This is a genomic window from Yoonia sp. TsM2_T14_4, from assembly GCF_049602355.1.
Taxonomy (GTDB): domain Bacteria; phylum Pseudomonadota; class Alphaproteobacteria; order Rhodobacterales; family Rhodobacteraceae; genus Yoonia; species Yoonia vestfoldensis_A.
Window position 1 is genome coordinate 709,014 of sequence record NZ_CP187137.1, and the last position, 13,113, is coordinate 722,126.

The window sequence follows — 13,113 nt, forward strand, 5'->3', positions numbered from 1 at the left end:
GCCCTGCGTATTTTTGCACAGGGTCTGCGCCGTGGCGCTTGTAGCCAGACAGCGTGGCCTGCCGCATGTAAGGCCCATCACATACAAGTCTGGAGAGACAACATGACCACGAAACCAAAGATCGCCCTGATCATCGGATCGACCCGCGCTACCCGCTTTGCCGACAAACCCGCCGCCTGGATGCTGAAACAGGCGCAGGCTCGTGACGACATGGATGTTGAACTGGTCGATCTGCGCGATTTCGACCTGCCGCTGTTCGACGAGATGGCCAGCAACCTGTGGATGCCATCCTCTGACGCGCGCGCCGTGAAATGGCAGCAAAAGATCGGTGAATTCGACGGCTACATCTTTGTTGTCGCCGAATATAACCGCTCGATCACCGGCGCGCTGAAGAACGCGCTGGATCAGGCCTATAACGAATGGAACCGCAAACCGATGTCGGCCATCGCTTACGGGTCGGTTGGCGGCACGCGTGCGCTGGAACATCTGCGCAATATCGCGGTGGAACTGCAAATGGTGCCAACCCGCAACGCCGTGCATATCGGCGGCGGTGATTTCTTTGGCGTGCATCCCTTGGGTGCGAATGCAGAGATCGACACGATCGCCGATCACCTGATGCCTTCGGTCAATGCAACGCTGGACGATATCGTCTGGTGGGCGAATGCGACCAAGGCCGCTCGTGGTTGAATGACCATGACGTAAGGTGGACTTAAGTCCACCTTACGTCTGCAAACTATCGCAGGCTCAAGCTCGCTGCACTTTCCGGCAATTCTTCGTCAAAACAGCGCTGATAGAATTCCGCCACCGTCTGGCGTTCCAGTTCGTCGCATTTGTTCAGGAATGACAGCCGGAACGCATAGCCCACATTGCTGAAAATCCGCGCGTTTTCTGCCCATGCCAGCACTGTGCGCGGCGACATCACCGTGCTGAGATCGCCATTCATGAATGCCGTGCGCGTCAGGTCCGCGACGGTGACCATCTGGCTGATCGTACGGCGACCCTTATCGGTGTTGTAATGCGGTGATTTCGACAGCACGATCGCGGCCTCGGCGTCATGCGACAGATAGTTCAGTGTCACCACCATCGACCAGCGGTCCATCTGCGCTTGGTTGATCTGCTGGGTGCCGTGATACAGCCCCGTCGTATCGCCCAGACCGACCGTGTTGGCCGTTGCGAACAGGCGGAAATAGGGGTTGGGGGTGATGATTTCGTTCTGGTCCATCAGCGTCAGCTTGCCATCGGTTTCCAGCACGCGCTGGATCACGAACATCACATCGGCGCGCCCCGCGTCATATTCGTCGAATACGATGGCGACAGGGTTGCGCAAGGCCCAAGGCAGGATGCCTTCGTGGAATTCGGTGACCTGCACGCCGTCGCGCAGCTTGATCGCGTCTTTGCCGATCAGGTCGATCCGGCTGATATGGCTGTCAAGATTGACCCGCACCGCAGGCCAGTTCAACCGCGCCGCCACCTGTTCGATATGCGTCGATTTGCCGGTGCCGTGATAGCCTTGGATCATCACGCGCCGGTTATAACCAAAGCCAGCAAGGATTGCCAAAGTCGTGTCGGGGTCGAATTTATAAGTGGTGTCGATCTCTGGCACGCGGTCGGTGCGGTCGGCGAAGCCCTTGATCTTCATGTCGCTGTCGATGCCAAACACGTCCCTGACCGAAATATCCTCGGTCGGTTTCGCGTGCATGTCTGTGGTGCCGTCGGCCATGTGCCTTGCCTTTTCGTTAAGATGTCGCAATCGGGTGTCGGGTGTAACATAACGCAGCCAGCAGCAAGCGCCACCCCGTCTGACCGGATTGCGCGGCCCGCCGGTGCTGCGAGCACAAGATCAATCGGTATCGCGAAAGTTCCGGCTGACCTTGATCTGGTCCCAGGCCCAGACGACCTCGGACAATTGTTCTTCCTGGCTGCGGTCGCCACCGTTCATATCGGGATGCAGCACCTTGATCAGCGACTTATAGGCTTTGCGGATTTGCGGCTTGGACCAATTGTCCTTGGCGTCCAGAATGTCGATGGCGCGCCGTTCGGTCGGTGGCAGCTTGCGCCCGACAGCGGCACCACGGCCCGGATTGCGGGTGGCATTGGCCCCCAGCACCTGATGCGGGTCATCGACGCCCAGACGCGCCCAGGCACGTTCCTCGACCGAGCGTTTGAACGGCTTTGTCGGGCGGTCCCAGACGCGGTCCTTGTCCATCAGCGCGGCCAATTCGGCCTCTGACGTGGTGTCAAAGAAATTCCATTTCAGATTGTATTCGCGGACATGTTCCTGACAGAACCAGAAATAATCATCCAGCACATCGGGTGATTTCGGCGCGCGGAATGGCGCGGCAAGTTCGCAGCCGTCGTGATCGCAGACACGCGTTGAAGTTTCGGATGCCCCCGACATGCCACGCCGGCCGCGTGGATTCTTTTTCTTGGATCCCGATACAGACATATCGAAACCAAAGGGATCATCTTTTTTCATTGTGCATCTCATCTTTCCGACTCGGACGACAGACTGTAGACCCCTGAGCGACAGAGAGAAGAGGGTAGAGGGAAAATAATGGCATTGCAGGCTGAAATTCATACAAGACTGATGACGCTCGATCCCCAGATGCTCGATGTGATCAACGAAAGCCACAAACACGCGGGCCATGCCGGTGACGACGGGTCAGGCGAAAGCCATTGGCGGGTAGTGATCAAGGCCGCCGCATTGGACGATATGTCGCGCATCGCGCGCCACCGCGCGATCCATACAGCCATTGGTCCGGACCTGATGGGACGGATTCACGCGCTGGCGATTGATCTGCGCTGATCAGTCGCCCCCGGCCACGTCCGGCGCAGTACGGGTGTCTGGCGTCACGGGTTTTTTCGGCACCTGCGGGGCAGGGGCTGTCATTGTTGGCACCGCGCGTTGCTGTTTCATCTTGGGTGCGGTGTTGGCAACCTTGGTCCGGCGGAACACCAGCATGTTCTGATAGACCGTCGTCCGGCTCATCAAGCCTTCGCGCTGGTCGCAGGGCAGGGTGTCGGCGCGCAGGTATTCCCAGCCATCGGCGGCAAGATCATTCATCACGGTTTCCAGCGACAGGGCAAAGCGATCCTCGTTCGTCTTGACGCCGGGGGCCTTGGTGCCGCGCAGGGGGGCCGGTACGACCTTGTATTCATATGTCATCGCGTTTTCCCTTGGACCGACCTGCCGGACCATACCAAGCCTGCCGCCGATGTCCAACCGTCCTAAAGACCCAACCGCGCGGCGACGATCTGGTTGACGGCGGCCGGATTGGCCTTGCCGCCTGTGGCCTTCATCACCTGACCGACGAACCAGCCCGCCAGTTTCGGATTGGCCTTGGCCTTTTCGACCTGATCGGGATTGGCGGCGATGATCGCATCCACCGCCTCTTCGATCGCGCCGGTATCGGTGACTTGGGTCATCCCTTCGGTGGCAACGATTTCTTCGGGGTCACGGTCTTGGGTATAGGCGATGTCGAACACATCCTTGGCGATCTTGCCCGAAATCGTGTCGGATTTGATCAGCCCGATGATCTGGCCCAGCCGCTGCGCAGAAATCGGGCTGTCGGCGATATCGCGGTCGTCCTTTTTCAGACGGCCAAACAACTCGTTAATCACCCAATTCGCCGCCAGTTTGCCATCGCGGCCTTCGGCGGCTTTTTCAAAAAACGCCGCATTTTCACCTTCGGCGGTCAGCACAGAAGCATCATAATCCGACAGGCCGTAATCGGCAATAAACCGTGCCTTTTTGGTATCCGGCAATTCGGGCAAATGGGCCGCAATATCATCGACCCAAGCTTGTTCTATTTCCAAAGGCAAAAGGTCCGGGTCGGGGAAATAGCGGTAATCATGCGCCTCTTCCTTGGACCGCATCGAGCGGGTTTCATTCCGGTCCGGATCATAAAGACGGGTTTCCTGCGTGACCGATTTACCATCCTCAAGCAGCGCAATCTGGCGACGCGCCTCGAAATCAATGGCCATCTGGATGAATCGCATCGAGTTCATGTTCTTGATCTCGCAGCGCGTGCCAAGGTGGCTGAAATCCTGTGTCGCCTGATAGCGTTCGTAATCGCCCGGACGGCAGACCGACACGTTCACATCGGCGCGCAGGTTGCCGTTTTGCATATTGCCGTCGCAGGTGCCCAGATACCGCATGATCTGGCGCAGTTTGAGCACATAGGCGGCCGCTTCTTCTGGCCCGCGAATATCGGGGCGGCTGACGATTTCCATCAGCGCGACACCGGTGCGGTTGAGATCCACAAACGACATCGTAGGGTCCATATCATGGATCGACTTGCCCGCGTCCTGTTCAAGGTGGATGCGTTCGATCCGCACCAGACGCGCGGTGCCATTGCCCATTTCGACCAGCACTTCGCCTTCGCCCACGATAGGGTGATAGAGCTGGCTGATCTGATAGCCCTGCGGCAGGTCGGGATAGAAATAATTCTTGCGGTCAAAGGCCGATGTCAGGTTGATCTGCGCCTTCAGCCCCAGCCCGGTGCGCACGGCCTGCGCCACGCAGGCTTCGTTGATCACGGGCAACATACCGGGCATGCCAGCATCAACAAAGGCCACATTGCTGTTGGGTTCGGCCCCAAACAAGGTGGAGGCCCCGGAAAACAATTTGGCGTTGGTGGCGACCTGTGCATGGACTTCCAGCCCGATGACCAATTCCCAATCGCCGGTCGCACCGGAAATCACTTTGGGGGTGGGGGCGTCATACGTCAGGTCAAGCATCGCGGGCATCCTTGGTTCAGGTCTGCACGATCAACAGCGAAACGCGCAGGTATGCGCGATCTTTAGCGAACCGCGCAGCTTTGCGCGATCTTTAAAAGAACGCGGCCCCCGCTTCAAGATGCGCTGGGCGCGCCTTTCGACAGCCAGGGCCGCGTTGTGGCGATCAGATTGACCACTGGTGCATGTTCCCCGCCCAAGGCCAGCGTGGCCGCGCGCAGCAGGGCGATGCCCTGTTCGGGGTCGCGCGGAATGGCCGCGGCGGAAATCGGCTCGCCCATGGTCACGACGAAAGGCTGGCGGTCTTTGTTGAGCGTCTCGTGAAACAGGGTGATGTCGCGCAGCGTTGGGTGGATGCGGTCGAACAGGTAAAACAGCGCCGAATTGCGGGCCTGAATGTTCACGGGAATCACCGGCAGGTCGAATTTACGCGCCAGCATTGCCGCCGATGCCATCCATGGCCGTTCATGCAGCGACAGCCAGCGCCGTTTGGCCAGCCGTCCTGATGGAAAGATCACGCCAAGCCGCCCTGCCTCGGTCGCTTGGCGCACAAAGGCCATGGTTTCGCGGGTCTTGGCATGGCTGCGCAATGGTTTGCGCCATTCGACGGGGGCGATCATGCTGTCCATCTGCGGAAACACCCGCAGGATATCGCGGTTGGCAAAGAAATAGGCGTCAGGCCGGCTGCGCGCGATCAGGTGGTTCAGGATGATCCCATCCGCGATTCCCGTGGGATGATTCGCCACGATCAGCGCGGGGCCATGTACGGGCAGATGCCCAAACCCCCTGCTGGACACCATCAGCGCCAGCCGGTCTGCCATGTCGCGCATGATCTGGGCGGGGTCGGCATGTTCGAGATTGCGGGCGATCTTGAGCGTTTTTTCATACCCCAGCATCGTGTGCAGCGCCCGCCGGACATAGGCCGTGCCGGGCCTGTCCGCATAAAGCCACGGTGCACGTTCTGCTATCAATGGCGTGATACGCTCTTCCATAGGATATCAAACACCAGAATTTTGTAACGGTTCCACGACATTACGATTTTTTCCTATAGATTGCAAACCGGCTGCTTTATACAACCTCAGACAAGCGAGATTCCGCGCGTCTGACTATATTGACGATTGCCTGTGGATTTCACCCTGTGCTGACCTAGCTGGCGGCCATGGCCAAAATGCGCAAAAAATCCGACCTGCCCCAAAAAACCTGTGCCACCTGCGGCAGGCCTTTCACTTGGCGCAAGAAATGGGCGAAGGTCTGGGATGCCGTGCGGTATTGTTCGGACAAGTGCCGCGGGACGCGCAATTGAATCTGCCCGCCCGTGTTGCCTATCGGAAACTAGTGTTCTAATTCGTGACCCGAAGAAAAGGTATGCCGCTGCATGCCAAGGACATAAGGAAGAACAGACATGACAGATCGCGTCACAAAACACGGGCTTCAGGTCGCCAATGAATTGGCTAGCTTTATTGATACAAGCGCCTTGCCGGGAACCGGCATCAGCCCTGATGCTTTTTGGGCCGGTTTTGCCGGGCTGCTGGCCAAGATGACACCGCGCAACCGCGCCTTGCTGCAAAAACGTGACGATCTGCAATCGGCCATCGACGCTTGGCATGTGGCCCAGCGCGGCAAACCGCATGACCGCGTGGCCTATGAACATTTTCTCAAGGACATCGGCTATCTTGTCCCCGAGGGCGATGATTTCGAAATCGACACCGCCAATGTGGACCCCGAAATTGCCACGATTCCCGGGCCACAGCTGGTTGTGCCGATCACCAATGCCCGTTTTGCGCTGAATGCGGCAAATGCGCGTTGGGGCAGTCTTTATGACGCGTTTTATGGCACCGATGCGATGGGCATACTGCCCCCCGCTGGCGGCTATGACCGTGGCCATGGCGCACGTGTCGTTGCCCGCGTGCGCGTGTTTCTGGACGAGGCTTTCCCGATCGAAGGCAAAAGCCACGCCGATGTCGCGCGCTATCATGTGCAGGACGGCCAATTGTTGGTCGATGATGCCCCCCTGCGCGACCCTGCGAAATTCGTCGGCTATCGCGGCAATGCCAAGGCGCCCGATGCGGTGGTGCTGGTGAACAACGGGCTGCATGTCGAACTTGTGTTCGACCGCGCCCATCCCATCGGCAGCCGCGATCAGGCTTTGCTGGCAGATGTGCGGCTGGAAAGTGCTGTTTCCGCGATCATGGATTGCGAAGATTCCGTCGCCTGCGTCGATGCCGAAGATAAGGTCTTGGCCTACGGCAACTGGCTTGGCTTGATGAAAGGCGATCTGAGCGCCGAGATGGTCAAGAACGGCAAGACGATGACCCGCAAACTGGCCGCCGACCGTGAATACACGACCGCCACCGGTGGCAAGGTCACGCTCAAAGGGCGTGCGCTTTTGTGGATCAGGAACGTTGGCCATCTGATGACGAACCCCGCGATCCTTGATGCGGATGGCGCAGAGGTGTTCGAAGGTCTGATGGATGCGATGATCACCACGCTGATCGCGCTGCATGACCTGAAACACGAGGGCGGCAATTCCGCGCGCGGGTCTGTCTATGTGGTCAAACCCAAAATGCACGGCCCTGAAGAGGTCGCCTTTACCAATGATATCTTTGCCGCGGTCGAGGATGCGCTGGGCCTGCCGCGAAACACCGTCAAGATCGGCATCATGGATGAGGAACGGCGCACGACTGTCAACCTCAAGGAATGTATCCGCGCCGCGAAATCCCGTGTCGCATTCATCAACACAGGTTTTCTGGACCGCACCGGCGATGAAATCCACACTTCGATGGAAGCAGGGCCATTCAGCCGCAAGGATTTCATCAAGCGCAAGCAGTGGATCGGCGCCTACGAGGATCAGAACGTCGATATCGGTCTGGAATGCGGCTTTTCGGGGCGCGCGCAGATCGGCAAGGGGATGTGGGCGATGCCCGACCTGATGGCCGCGATGCTGGAACAGAAAATCGGCCATCCGCAATCGGGTGCCAATTGTGCCTGGGTGCCAAGCCCGACAGCCGCGACATTGCACGCGCTGCATTACCACAAGATCGACGTGATGGCGGTGCAGGCACGTCTGCGCAAAGGCGGGCGTCGGGCCTATGTGTCCTCGATCCTTGATATTCCGCTGGCACAATATCAGCGCTGGACCGATGCGCAGAAAATGCGCGAGGTGGAAAACAACGCCCAAGGTATCCTGGGCTATGTGGTGCGCTGGATCGATCAGGGTGTCGGCTGTTCCAAAGTGCCCGACATCAACAACGTGGCTTTGATGGAAGACCGCGCTACCTGCCGGATTTCGTCGCAAGCCTTGGCCAATTGGCTGCACCATGACGTGGTCGGCCGCGATCAGGTGATGGCGGCAATGCAGAAAATGGCCCGCGTGGTGGATGACCAGAATGCGGGTGATCCGGCCTATCGCCCGATGGCCCCCGATTTCAGTGGCATCGCCTTTCAGGCGGCCTGCGATCTGGTGTTTCTGGGGCGTGAACAGCCGTCCGGCTATACCGAACCCGTGCTGCACCGGCGGCGTCTGGAACTGAAAGCGCAACGCAATCACTAAGGCGGCGACGCCTGATAAGGAGACGAGAATGTCAGATATTTCGATCACCAAAGCCCGCATGATCATCCGCAAGGCGCTGGCGACAGGCCGCGAACTGGGGCTGAAACCGCTGTCTGTTGTCGTGCTGGACGCGGGCGGCCATGTGAAGGCGTTCGAGCGTGAAGACGGCGCATCGCCCGGCCGGTTCGGCATTGCGCATGGCAAGGCTTACGGGTCCGTCATGCTGGGCATGGCAGGCAAGGCACAGATGGCGCGGGCGGAAAGCCAGGCCTATTTCATGGCCGCGATCAACGGCGTCTATGGCGGGCAGGTCGTGCCGGTGCCGGGCGGTGTGTTGCTGCGCGACAAAAAGGGCGGCGTGATCGGTGCTGTCGGCGTGACGGGTGACACATCCGACAATGACGTCATCGCCGCCATGGCAGGGATCGAGGCCGCGGGGCTGATCGGCGAAGCCTAAGCGCGATTTTCGCGCGTCAGACCCTGCAAATGCCGCATTGACGGGCATGTGCGCCAGCGCATGCCCCCTTGTGCGCATGACATCCCTTCCGCTTTGGTCCTGCCACGGCTATCGTTCGGATAAATCTGCAGGAGAATGACATGCGCCGGCCAGTGATCGGAATTATCGGCAACAGCTATCTGATCAACGACGAATATCCTGCCCATGCCGCCGGCACCATGAATGCGCAAGCCTTGGCCGAGGTGTCGGGCTGCCAGCCCTTGATCGTCCCCTCGCATCCGGGGCTGGTCTGTATTGATACCTTGCTCGATATTTGTGACGGTTTTGTCTTCCCCGGCGCGCGCGCCAACGTCCACCCCGAAGAATATGGCGAACAAGAAACCCCCGCCCATGGCACATTCGACCGTGACCGTGACCGACTGACCCTGCCGCTGATCCGCGCTTGCGTGGCACGCGGCCAGCCAATCCTTGGCATCTGCCGCGGCTTTCAAGAGGTGAACGTCGCCATGGGCGGCACGCTGTTCCCTGAAATCCGCGATCTGCCGGGGCGCGACAATCACCGGATGCCCCCCGATGGGTCACTTGAGGAAAAATTTGCCCTGCGCCATACCGTCACCTTTCGCCCCGGTGGGGTGTTTCACAAGCTGATGGGCGCGCCCAGCGTGATGACCAACACGCTGCATGGCCAAGGTATCAAGCAGGCTGGCCCCCGCGTTATCGTCGATGGCCATGCCCCCGATGGCACGCCAGAGGCGATTTACATTGCCGACGCCCCCGGTTTCACCATGTCGGTGCAATGGCATCCCGAATGGAACGCCGATGCCGATCCGGTGTCGCGCCCGCTGTTCACCGCCTTTGGTGATGCCTGCCGTGACTGGGCGGCAGGGGCCTTGCGTAAGGTATCATGACGCATGACCCTGCCTGTATGAAACGGTCACGCATCAATGCGATCATGGCCGAGGCCGACCAGATGATCCGGTCGCACGGCTTTGCGCTGCCGCCTTGGGCCTATTGGTCACCCGACCAGTTCAAAGCCCGCGCCAGCGATGCCCGCGCTGTCATTGACGCGCGCTGCGGCTGGGACATCACCGATTACGGCGCAGGGCGTTACGATCAAATGGGGCTGTTCCTGTTTACCCTGCGCAATGGGCGGCTGGCCGACCTGCGGCGCGGCGGCGGCATGTGTTATGCGGAAAAGCTGTTGATTTCCAAACAGGACCAGCTGTCGCCGATGCATACCCATGTCATCAAGGCCGAGGATATCATCAACCGTGGCGGTGCGACGCTGGTGGTGGAACTTTACGGCTCAGACCCTGACGGCGCGTTCGACGAAACGGTCGGTGGCGTGGTCAGGTGCGACGGGATCACGCGGGCTTTCGCCCCTGGAGACAAGCTGCGCCTTGCCCCCGGTGAAAGCGTGACATTGATGCCCGGTGACTGGCACGCCTTTTGGGGCGAGGGGGGCGATGTGCTGATCGGCGAGGTGTCGACCGTCAACGACGATGAGACGGACAACATCTTCCGCGAGCCGATCGGCCGTTTTGCGCAGATCGAGGAAGATGTCGCCCCCACCCACCTGCTGGTCAGCGACTATCGCGATTGGTTGGCGATCTGACCCCTAAAGGATCAGATCAAAGGTCTTGATCAGCGGTAATTCCCGCGCGCGCACGCCTGTCAGATCGAACAAAGCATTGCCAAGTGCCGGCATCGCAGGCGGTGTGCCGGGTTCACCGATGCCGCCCAGATGTGCGCTGGTTTCCATAATACGCACATCGAAACGCGGCGCCGTATGCATCCGAAGCGCATCGTAATCGGTGAAATTGCCCTGATCGGCGGCGCCTTCGGTGAAGGTCACCTCTTCCTGCATGGCGGCCGACAGACCATAGATCGCGCCTGAAATCATCTGCGCCTCGATAATCGCAGGGTCCAATGCGATGCCTGGGTCGCAGGCGATCCAGCAATGGTTAATGCGGATGCCGCGCCCGGTATCCTCGACCTCGACCACCTGTGCGGTGGCGGTCCCGAAGGAATGACAAAACGCCACGCCGCGCCCGATATTGGCAGGTGTTTCGCCCGTCCAGCCGCACATTTCACCCACGGCACGGATCACGCCGGCAGATGGCGCATGTTCACGTTCCGCCAGTGCCAGCCGGAATTGCAATGGATCAGTGCCTGCGGCATGGGCCATCTCGTCGACGAAGGTATCCAGAAAGAACCCGTTGAACGACGCCGCCACCGACCGCCAGAACCCGACCGGCACGGCCAGATCGGCCAGATGGCCTGAGATGCGGAAATGCGGCACGCCGTAGGGTTGGTCTGCTGCCCCTTCGACATGGGCGCGGTCAGGGCCGGGGGGAACCTGCCCCATCTGGCGAAAGCTGGATTGCTGAAACACCGAAGGTGCTGCGATCTGGCCGTCGATCAATTGCGCCGCGCCATCCGCGACCACACCGCGAAACCGTGCCATGGCAGCGGGGCGATAGAAATCGTGGCGCATGTCCTCTTCACGGGTCCATGTCATGCGGATCGGCGTGCCGGGCAGGGCTGTGGCAATGCGGGCCGCCTGCACCGAATAATCCGTCTCGGCGCGCCGCCCGAAACCGCCGCCCATCAGCGTCGTATGCACGGTGACAGCCTCGGGGGCGATCCCTGCGACCGCTGCGCATTTGTCGCGCGTGATCACCGGGGCTTGGTTGCCTGTCCAGATCTCCAACCTGTCGCCAGTGAACAGGGCTGTGGCGTTCATCGGTTCCATCGTGGCATGGGCAAGGAAAGGCACGGTATATTCTGCGACGATTTCAGTGCCTTCAATCGCGGCATTTACATCACCATCGTCACGCACGGTGCTGTTCGGCTCGGTCTCAAAGGCTGCGGCAATCGCGGCCATCATGCCCGCAGTATCGGCCGGATAGGCCGCGTCTTGCCAGACGATATCCACTGCCTGAGCTGCCTGCATGGCCAACCATGTGTTCGACGCCACGACAGCGATGCCATCGCCAAGGTCGATCACCGTGGCGACGCCATCCATCGTGCGCGCCACAGTGTCGTCATATGATACCATGCCCGCCCGCTTGGGGTTGATGCGCACGGTGGCGAATTGCATCCCCTCCAACTGCACATCGCCCGCGAATTGCGCGGTGCCTGTCGCCTTGGCGCGCATATCGACGCGCGGCATGGATTTGCCGAGGTATTTCCATTCCGATCGGGGCCGCAATTCCACATCAGGCAGGTCAATGTCACGCACCGCCTCGGCCAGCGCGGTATAGGCGATGCGGGTGCCGTCGGGGGCGATGACATGGCTGTCCTGGGTGCGCAGGTCGCTGGCTGCGACGCCCAATTGCGCCGCCGCCGCCAGTTTCAACGCCTCGCGCGCGCTGGCACCGGCATGGCGCATCCGTTCATACCCGTCCTTGATCGAGGTCGATCCCCCCGTCACCTGCAGATGCAGCAACTTGCCGATCTGCCCGATCCCCTGCCGCAGGCTGTGGCGGAAATCGGTGTCGGCATAATGGCGAAACGGCAGGGCAAGGCCCAACAGCGCCTGATTGTAATAGGCCTGCGCGGGCGGGCCGTGCAGAACGGTGATATCCTCCCAGGCGACATCCATTTCTTCGGCGACAAGGGCCGCCAGCGTGGTCTGCACACCTTGGCCCATTTCGGCGCGCGGCGCGATGACGGTCACGCCGTCCTGATTGAGCAGCACAAAAGGCGTCAGCACCGCCTCGCCTGCGCCTGCGACCAATGGGTTAGGGGCATCCTTGCGAAGCTGATAAACACCAAAGGCGACACCGCCCGCGATAGCGGCAGAGCCGATCAAGAACGTCCGGCGGGCGATTTTGCGGAGACTGGCCATGATTACACCTCTGTCAGACGCTGCGCCGCGTCCTTGATTGCGGCACGGATGCGCGGGTAGGTTCCGCAGCGGCACAGGTTGCCCTGCATGGCGGCGTCGATATCGTCATCCGTGGGGGTGGGGGTCTCGGCCAGCAGGGCGGCGGCGTTCATGATCTGGCCCGACTGGCAATACCCGCATTGCGCGACCTGATGGTCGATCCAGGCCTGCTGGATCACCGCCAGATTGTCGGGCTGGCCCAGCCCCTCGATCGTCGTGACCTCGCCCCAGACATCGGCGAGCGCCACCTGACAGGACCGTACCGCCACACCGTCGATCTGCACGGTGCAGGCCCCACAGGCGGCGATACCACAGCCAAATTTGGTGCCGGTCAGCCCGATTGCGTCGCGCAGCACCCACAGCAGCGGCACATTATCCGGCAGATCGACGCTGTGCGCCGTGCCATTGATCGTCACAGATATCGCCATCTTGCACCCATATACTAAACTGATATGTTTAGTTTACCAAGCGCGCGTG

14 protein-coding genes are annotated in these 13,113 nt (G+C 60.3%); 7 read left to right on the forward strand and 7 right to left on the reverse strand.

Going from position 1 to position 13,113, the window contains the following annotated elements:
• Positions 1-102: 102 nt before the first annotated feature.
• Positions 103-687, forward strand: coding sequence for an NADPH-dependent FMN reductase (locus tag ACPF9B_RS03370; RefSeq protein WP_007205388.1), 585 nt, complete (start codon positions 103-105; stop codon positions 685-687).
• Between the two features lie 46 nt (positions 688-733).
• Here the strand turns inward: ACPF9B_RS03370 and cobS are convergent, their stop codons facing one another.
• Together cobS and ACPF9B_RS03380 are read right to left on the reverse strand one after the other, a co-directional pair.
• Positions 734-1,720 carry a cobaltochelatase subunit CobS gene (gene cobS / locus ACPF9B_RS03375; protein WP_424179238.1) on the reverse strand — a complete coding sequence of 329 codons (987 nt, stop codon included), beginning with the start codon at positions 1,718-1,720 and terminating at the stop codon, positions 734-736.
• A 120-nt stretch (positions 1,721-1,840) separates the two neighbouring features.
• On the reverse strand, positions 1,841-2,476 hold the full coding sequence (locus tag ACPF9B_RS03380; protein ID WP_007205386.1) for a J domain-containing protein: 636 nt from the start codon (positions 2,474-2,476) through the stop codon (positions 1,841-1,843).
• Between the two features lie 78 nt (positions 2,477-2,554).
• On the opposite strand from ACPF9B_RS03380, the gene ACPF9B_RS03385 reads away from it, so the two are divergent.
• Positions 2,555-2,806: a BolA family protein gene (locus ACPF9B_RS03385; RefSeq protein WP_300975755.1), complete on the forward strand. Its 252-nt coding sequence runs from the start codon at positions 2,555-2,557 to the stop codon at positions 2,804-2,806.
• Here ACPF9B_RS03385 and ACPF9B_RS03390 read toward each other — a convergent pair whose 3' ends face one another.
• The 3 genes from ACPF9B_RS03390 to ACPF9B_RS03400 form a co-directional block, all read right to left on the reverse strand.
• Positions 2,807-3,166 (reverse strand): DUF4177 domain-containing protein, encoded by a 360-nt coding sequence (locus tag ACPF9B_RS03390; protein ID WP_110549013.1) that lies wholly within the window; start codon positions 3,164-3,166, stop codon positions 2,807-2,809.
• A 62-nt stretch (positions 3,167-3,228) separates the two neighbouring features.
• Positions 3,229-4,740: an Asp-tRNA(Asn)/Glu-tRNA(Gln) amidotransferase subunit GatB gene (gene gatB / locus ACPF9B_RS03395; RefSeq protein ID WP_040483187.1), complete on the reverse strand. Its 1,512-nt coding sequence runs from the start codon at positions 4,738-4,740 to the stop codon at positions 3,229-3,231.
• Positions 4,741-4,853: 113 nt separating this feature from the next.
• Positions 4,854-5,729 (reverse strand): 1-acyl-sn-glycerol-3-phosphate acyltransferase, encoded by an 876-nt coding sequence (locus tag ACPF9B_RS03400; RefSeq protein ID WP_007205382.1) that lies wholly within the window; start codon positions 5,727-5,729, stop codon positions 4,854-4,856.
• Between the two features lie 167 nt (positions 5,730-5,896).
• Here ACPF9B_RS03400 and ACPF9B_RS03405 point away from each other — a divergent pair, with 167 nt between their 5' ends.
• The 5 genes from ACPF9B_RS03405 to ACPF9B_RS03425 all read left to right on the forward strand — a co-directional run bounded on the left by ACPF9B_RS03405 (position 5,897) and on the right by ACPF9B_RS03425 (position 10,359).
• Positions 5,897-6,040 (forward strand): DUF2256 domain-containing protein, encoded by a 144-nt coding sequence (locus ACPF9B_RS03405; RefSeq protein WP_081440123.1) that lies wholly within the window; start codon positions 5,897-5,899, stop codon positions 6,038-6,040.
• A 99-nt stretch (positions 6,041-6,139) separates the two neighbouring features.
• Positions 6,140-8,287: a malate synthase G gene (locus ACPF9B_RS03410; RefSeq protein ID WP_424179242.1), complete on the forward strand. Its 2,148-nt coding sequence runs from the start codon at positions 6,140-6,142 to the stop codon at positions 8,285-8,287.
• Between the two features lie 28 nt (positions 8,288-8,315).
• On the forward strand, positions 8,316-8,744 hold the full coding sequence (locus tag ACPF9B_RS03415; protein WP_007205378.1) for a GlcG/HbpS family heme-binding protein: 429 nt from the start codon (positions 8,316-8,318) through the stop codon (positions 8,742-8,744).
• Positions 8,745-8,884: 140 nt separating this feature from the next.
• On the forward strand, positions 8,885-9,652 hold the full coding sequence (locus tag ACPF9B_RS03420) for a gamma-glutamyl-gamma-aminobutyrate hydrolase family protein (protein ID WP_007205377.1): 768 nt from the start codon (positions 8,885-8,887) through the stop codon (positions 9,650-9,652).
• Between the two features lie 17 nt (positions 9,653-9,669).
• Complete coding sequence (locus ACPF9B_RS03425; protein WP_424180339.1) at positions 9,670-10,359, forward strand: D-lyxose/D-mannose family sugar isomerase; 690 nt, start codon at positions 9,670-9,672, stop codon at positions 10,357-10,359.
• Between the two features lie 3 nt (positions 10,360-10,362).
• Here the strand turns inward: ACPF9B_RS03425 and ACPF9B_RS03430 are convergent, their stop codons facing one another.
• Positions 10,363-12,597: a molybdopterin cofactor-binding domain-containing protein gene (locus ACPF9B_RS03430; RefSeq protein ID WP_424179244.1), complete on the reverse strand. Its 2,235-nt coding sequence runs from the start codon at positions 12,595-12,597 to the stop codon at positions 10,363-10,365.
• Between the two features lie 2 nt (positions 12,598-12,599).
• A complete protein-coding gene (locus ACPF9B_RS03435) occupies positions 12,600-13,064 on the reverse strand; it encodes a (2Fe-2S)-binding protein (protein WP_007205374.1) in 465 nt (154 codons plus the stop codon).
• Between the last annotated feature and the right edge of the window lie 49 nt (positions 13,065-13,113).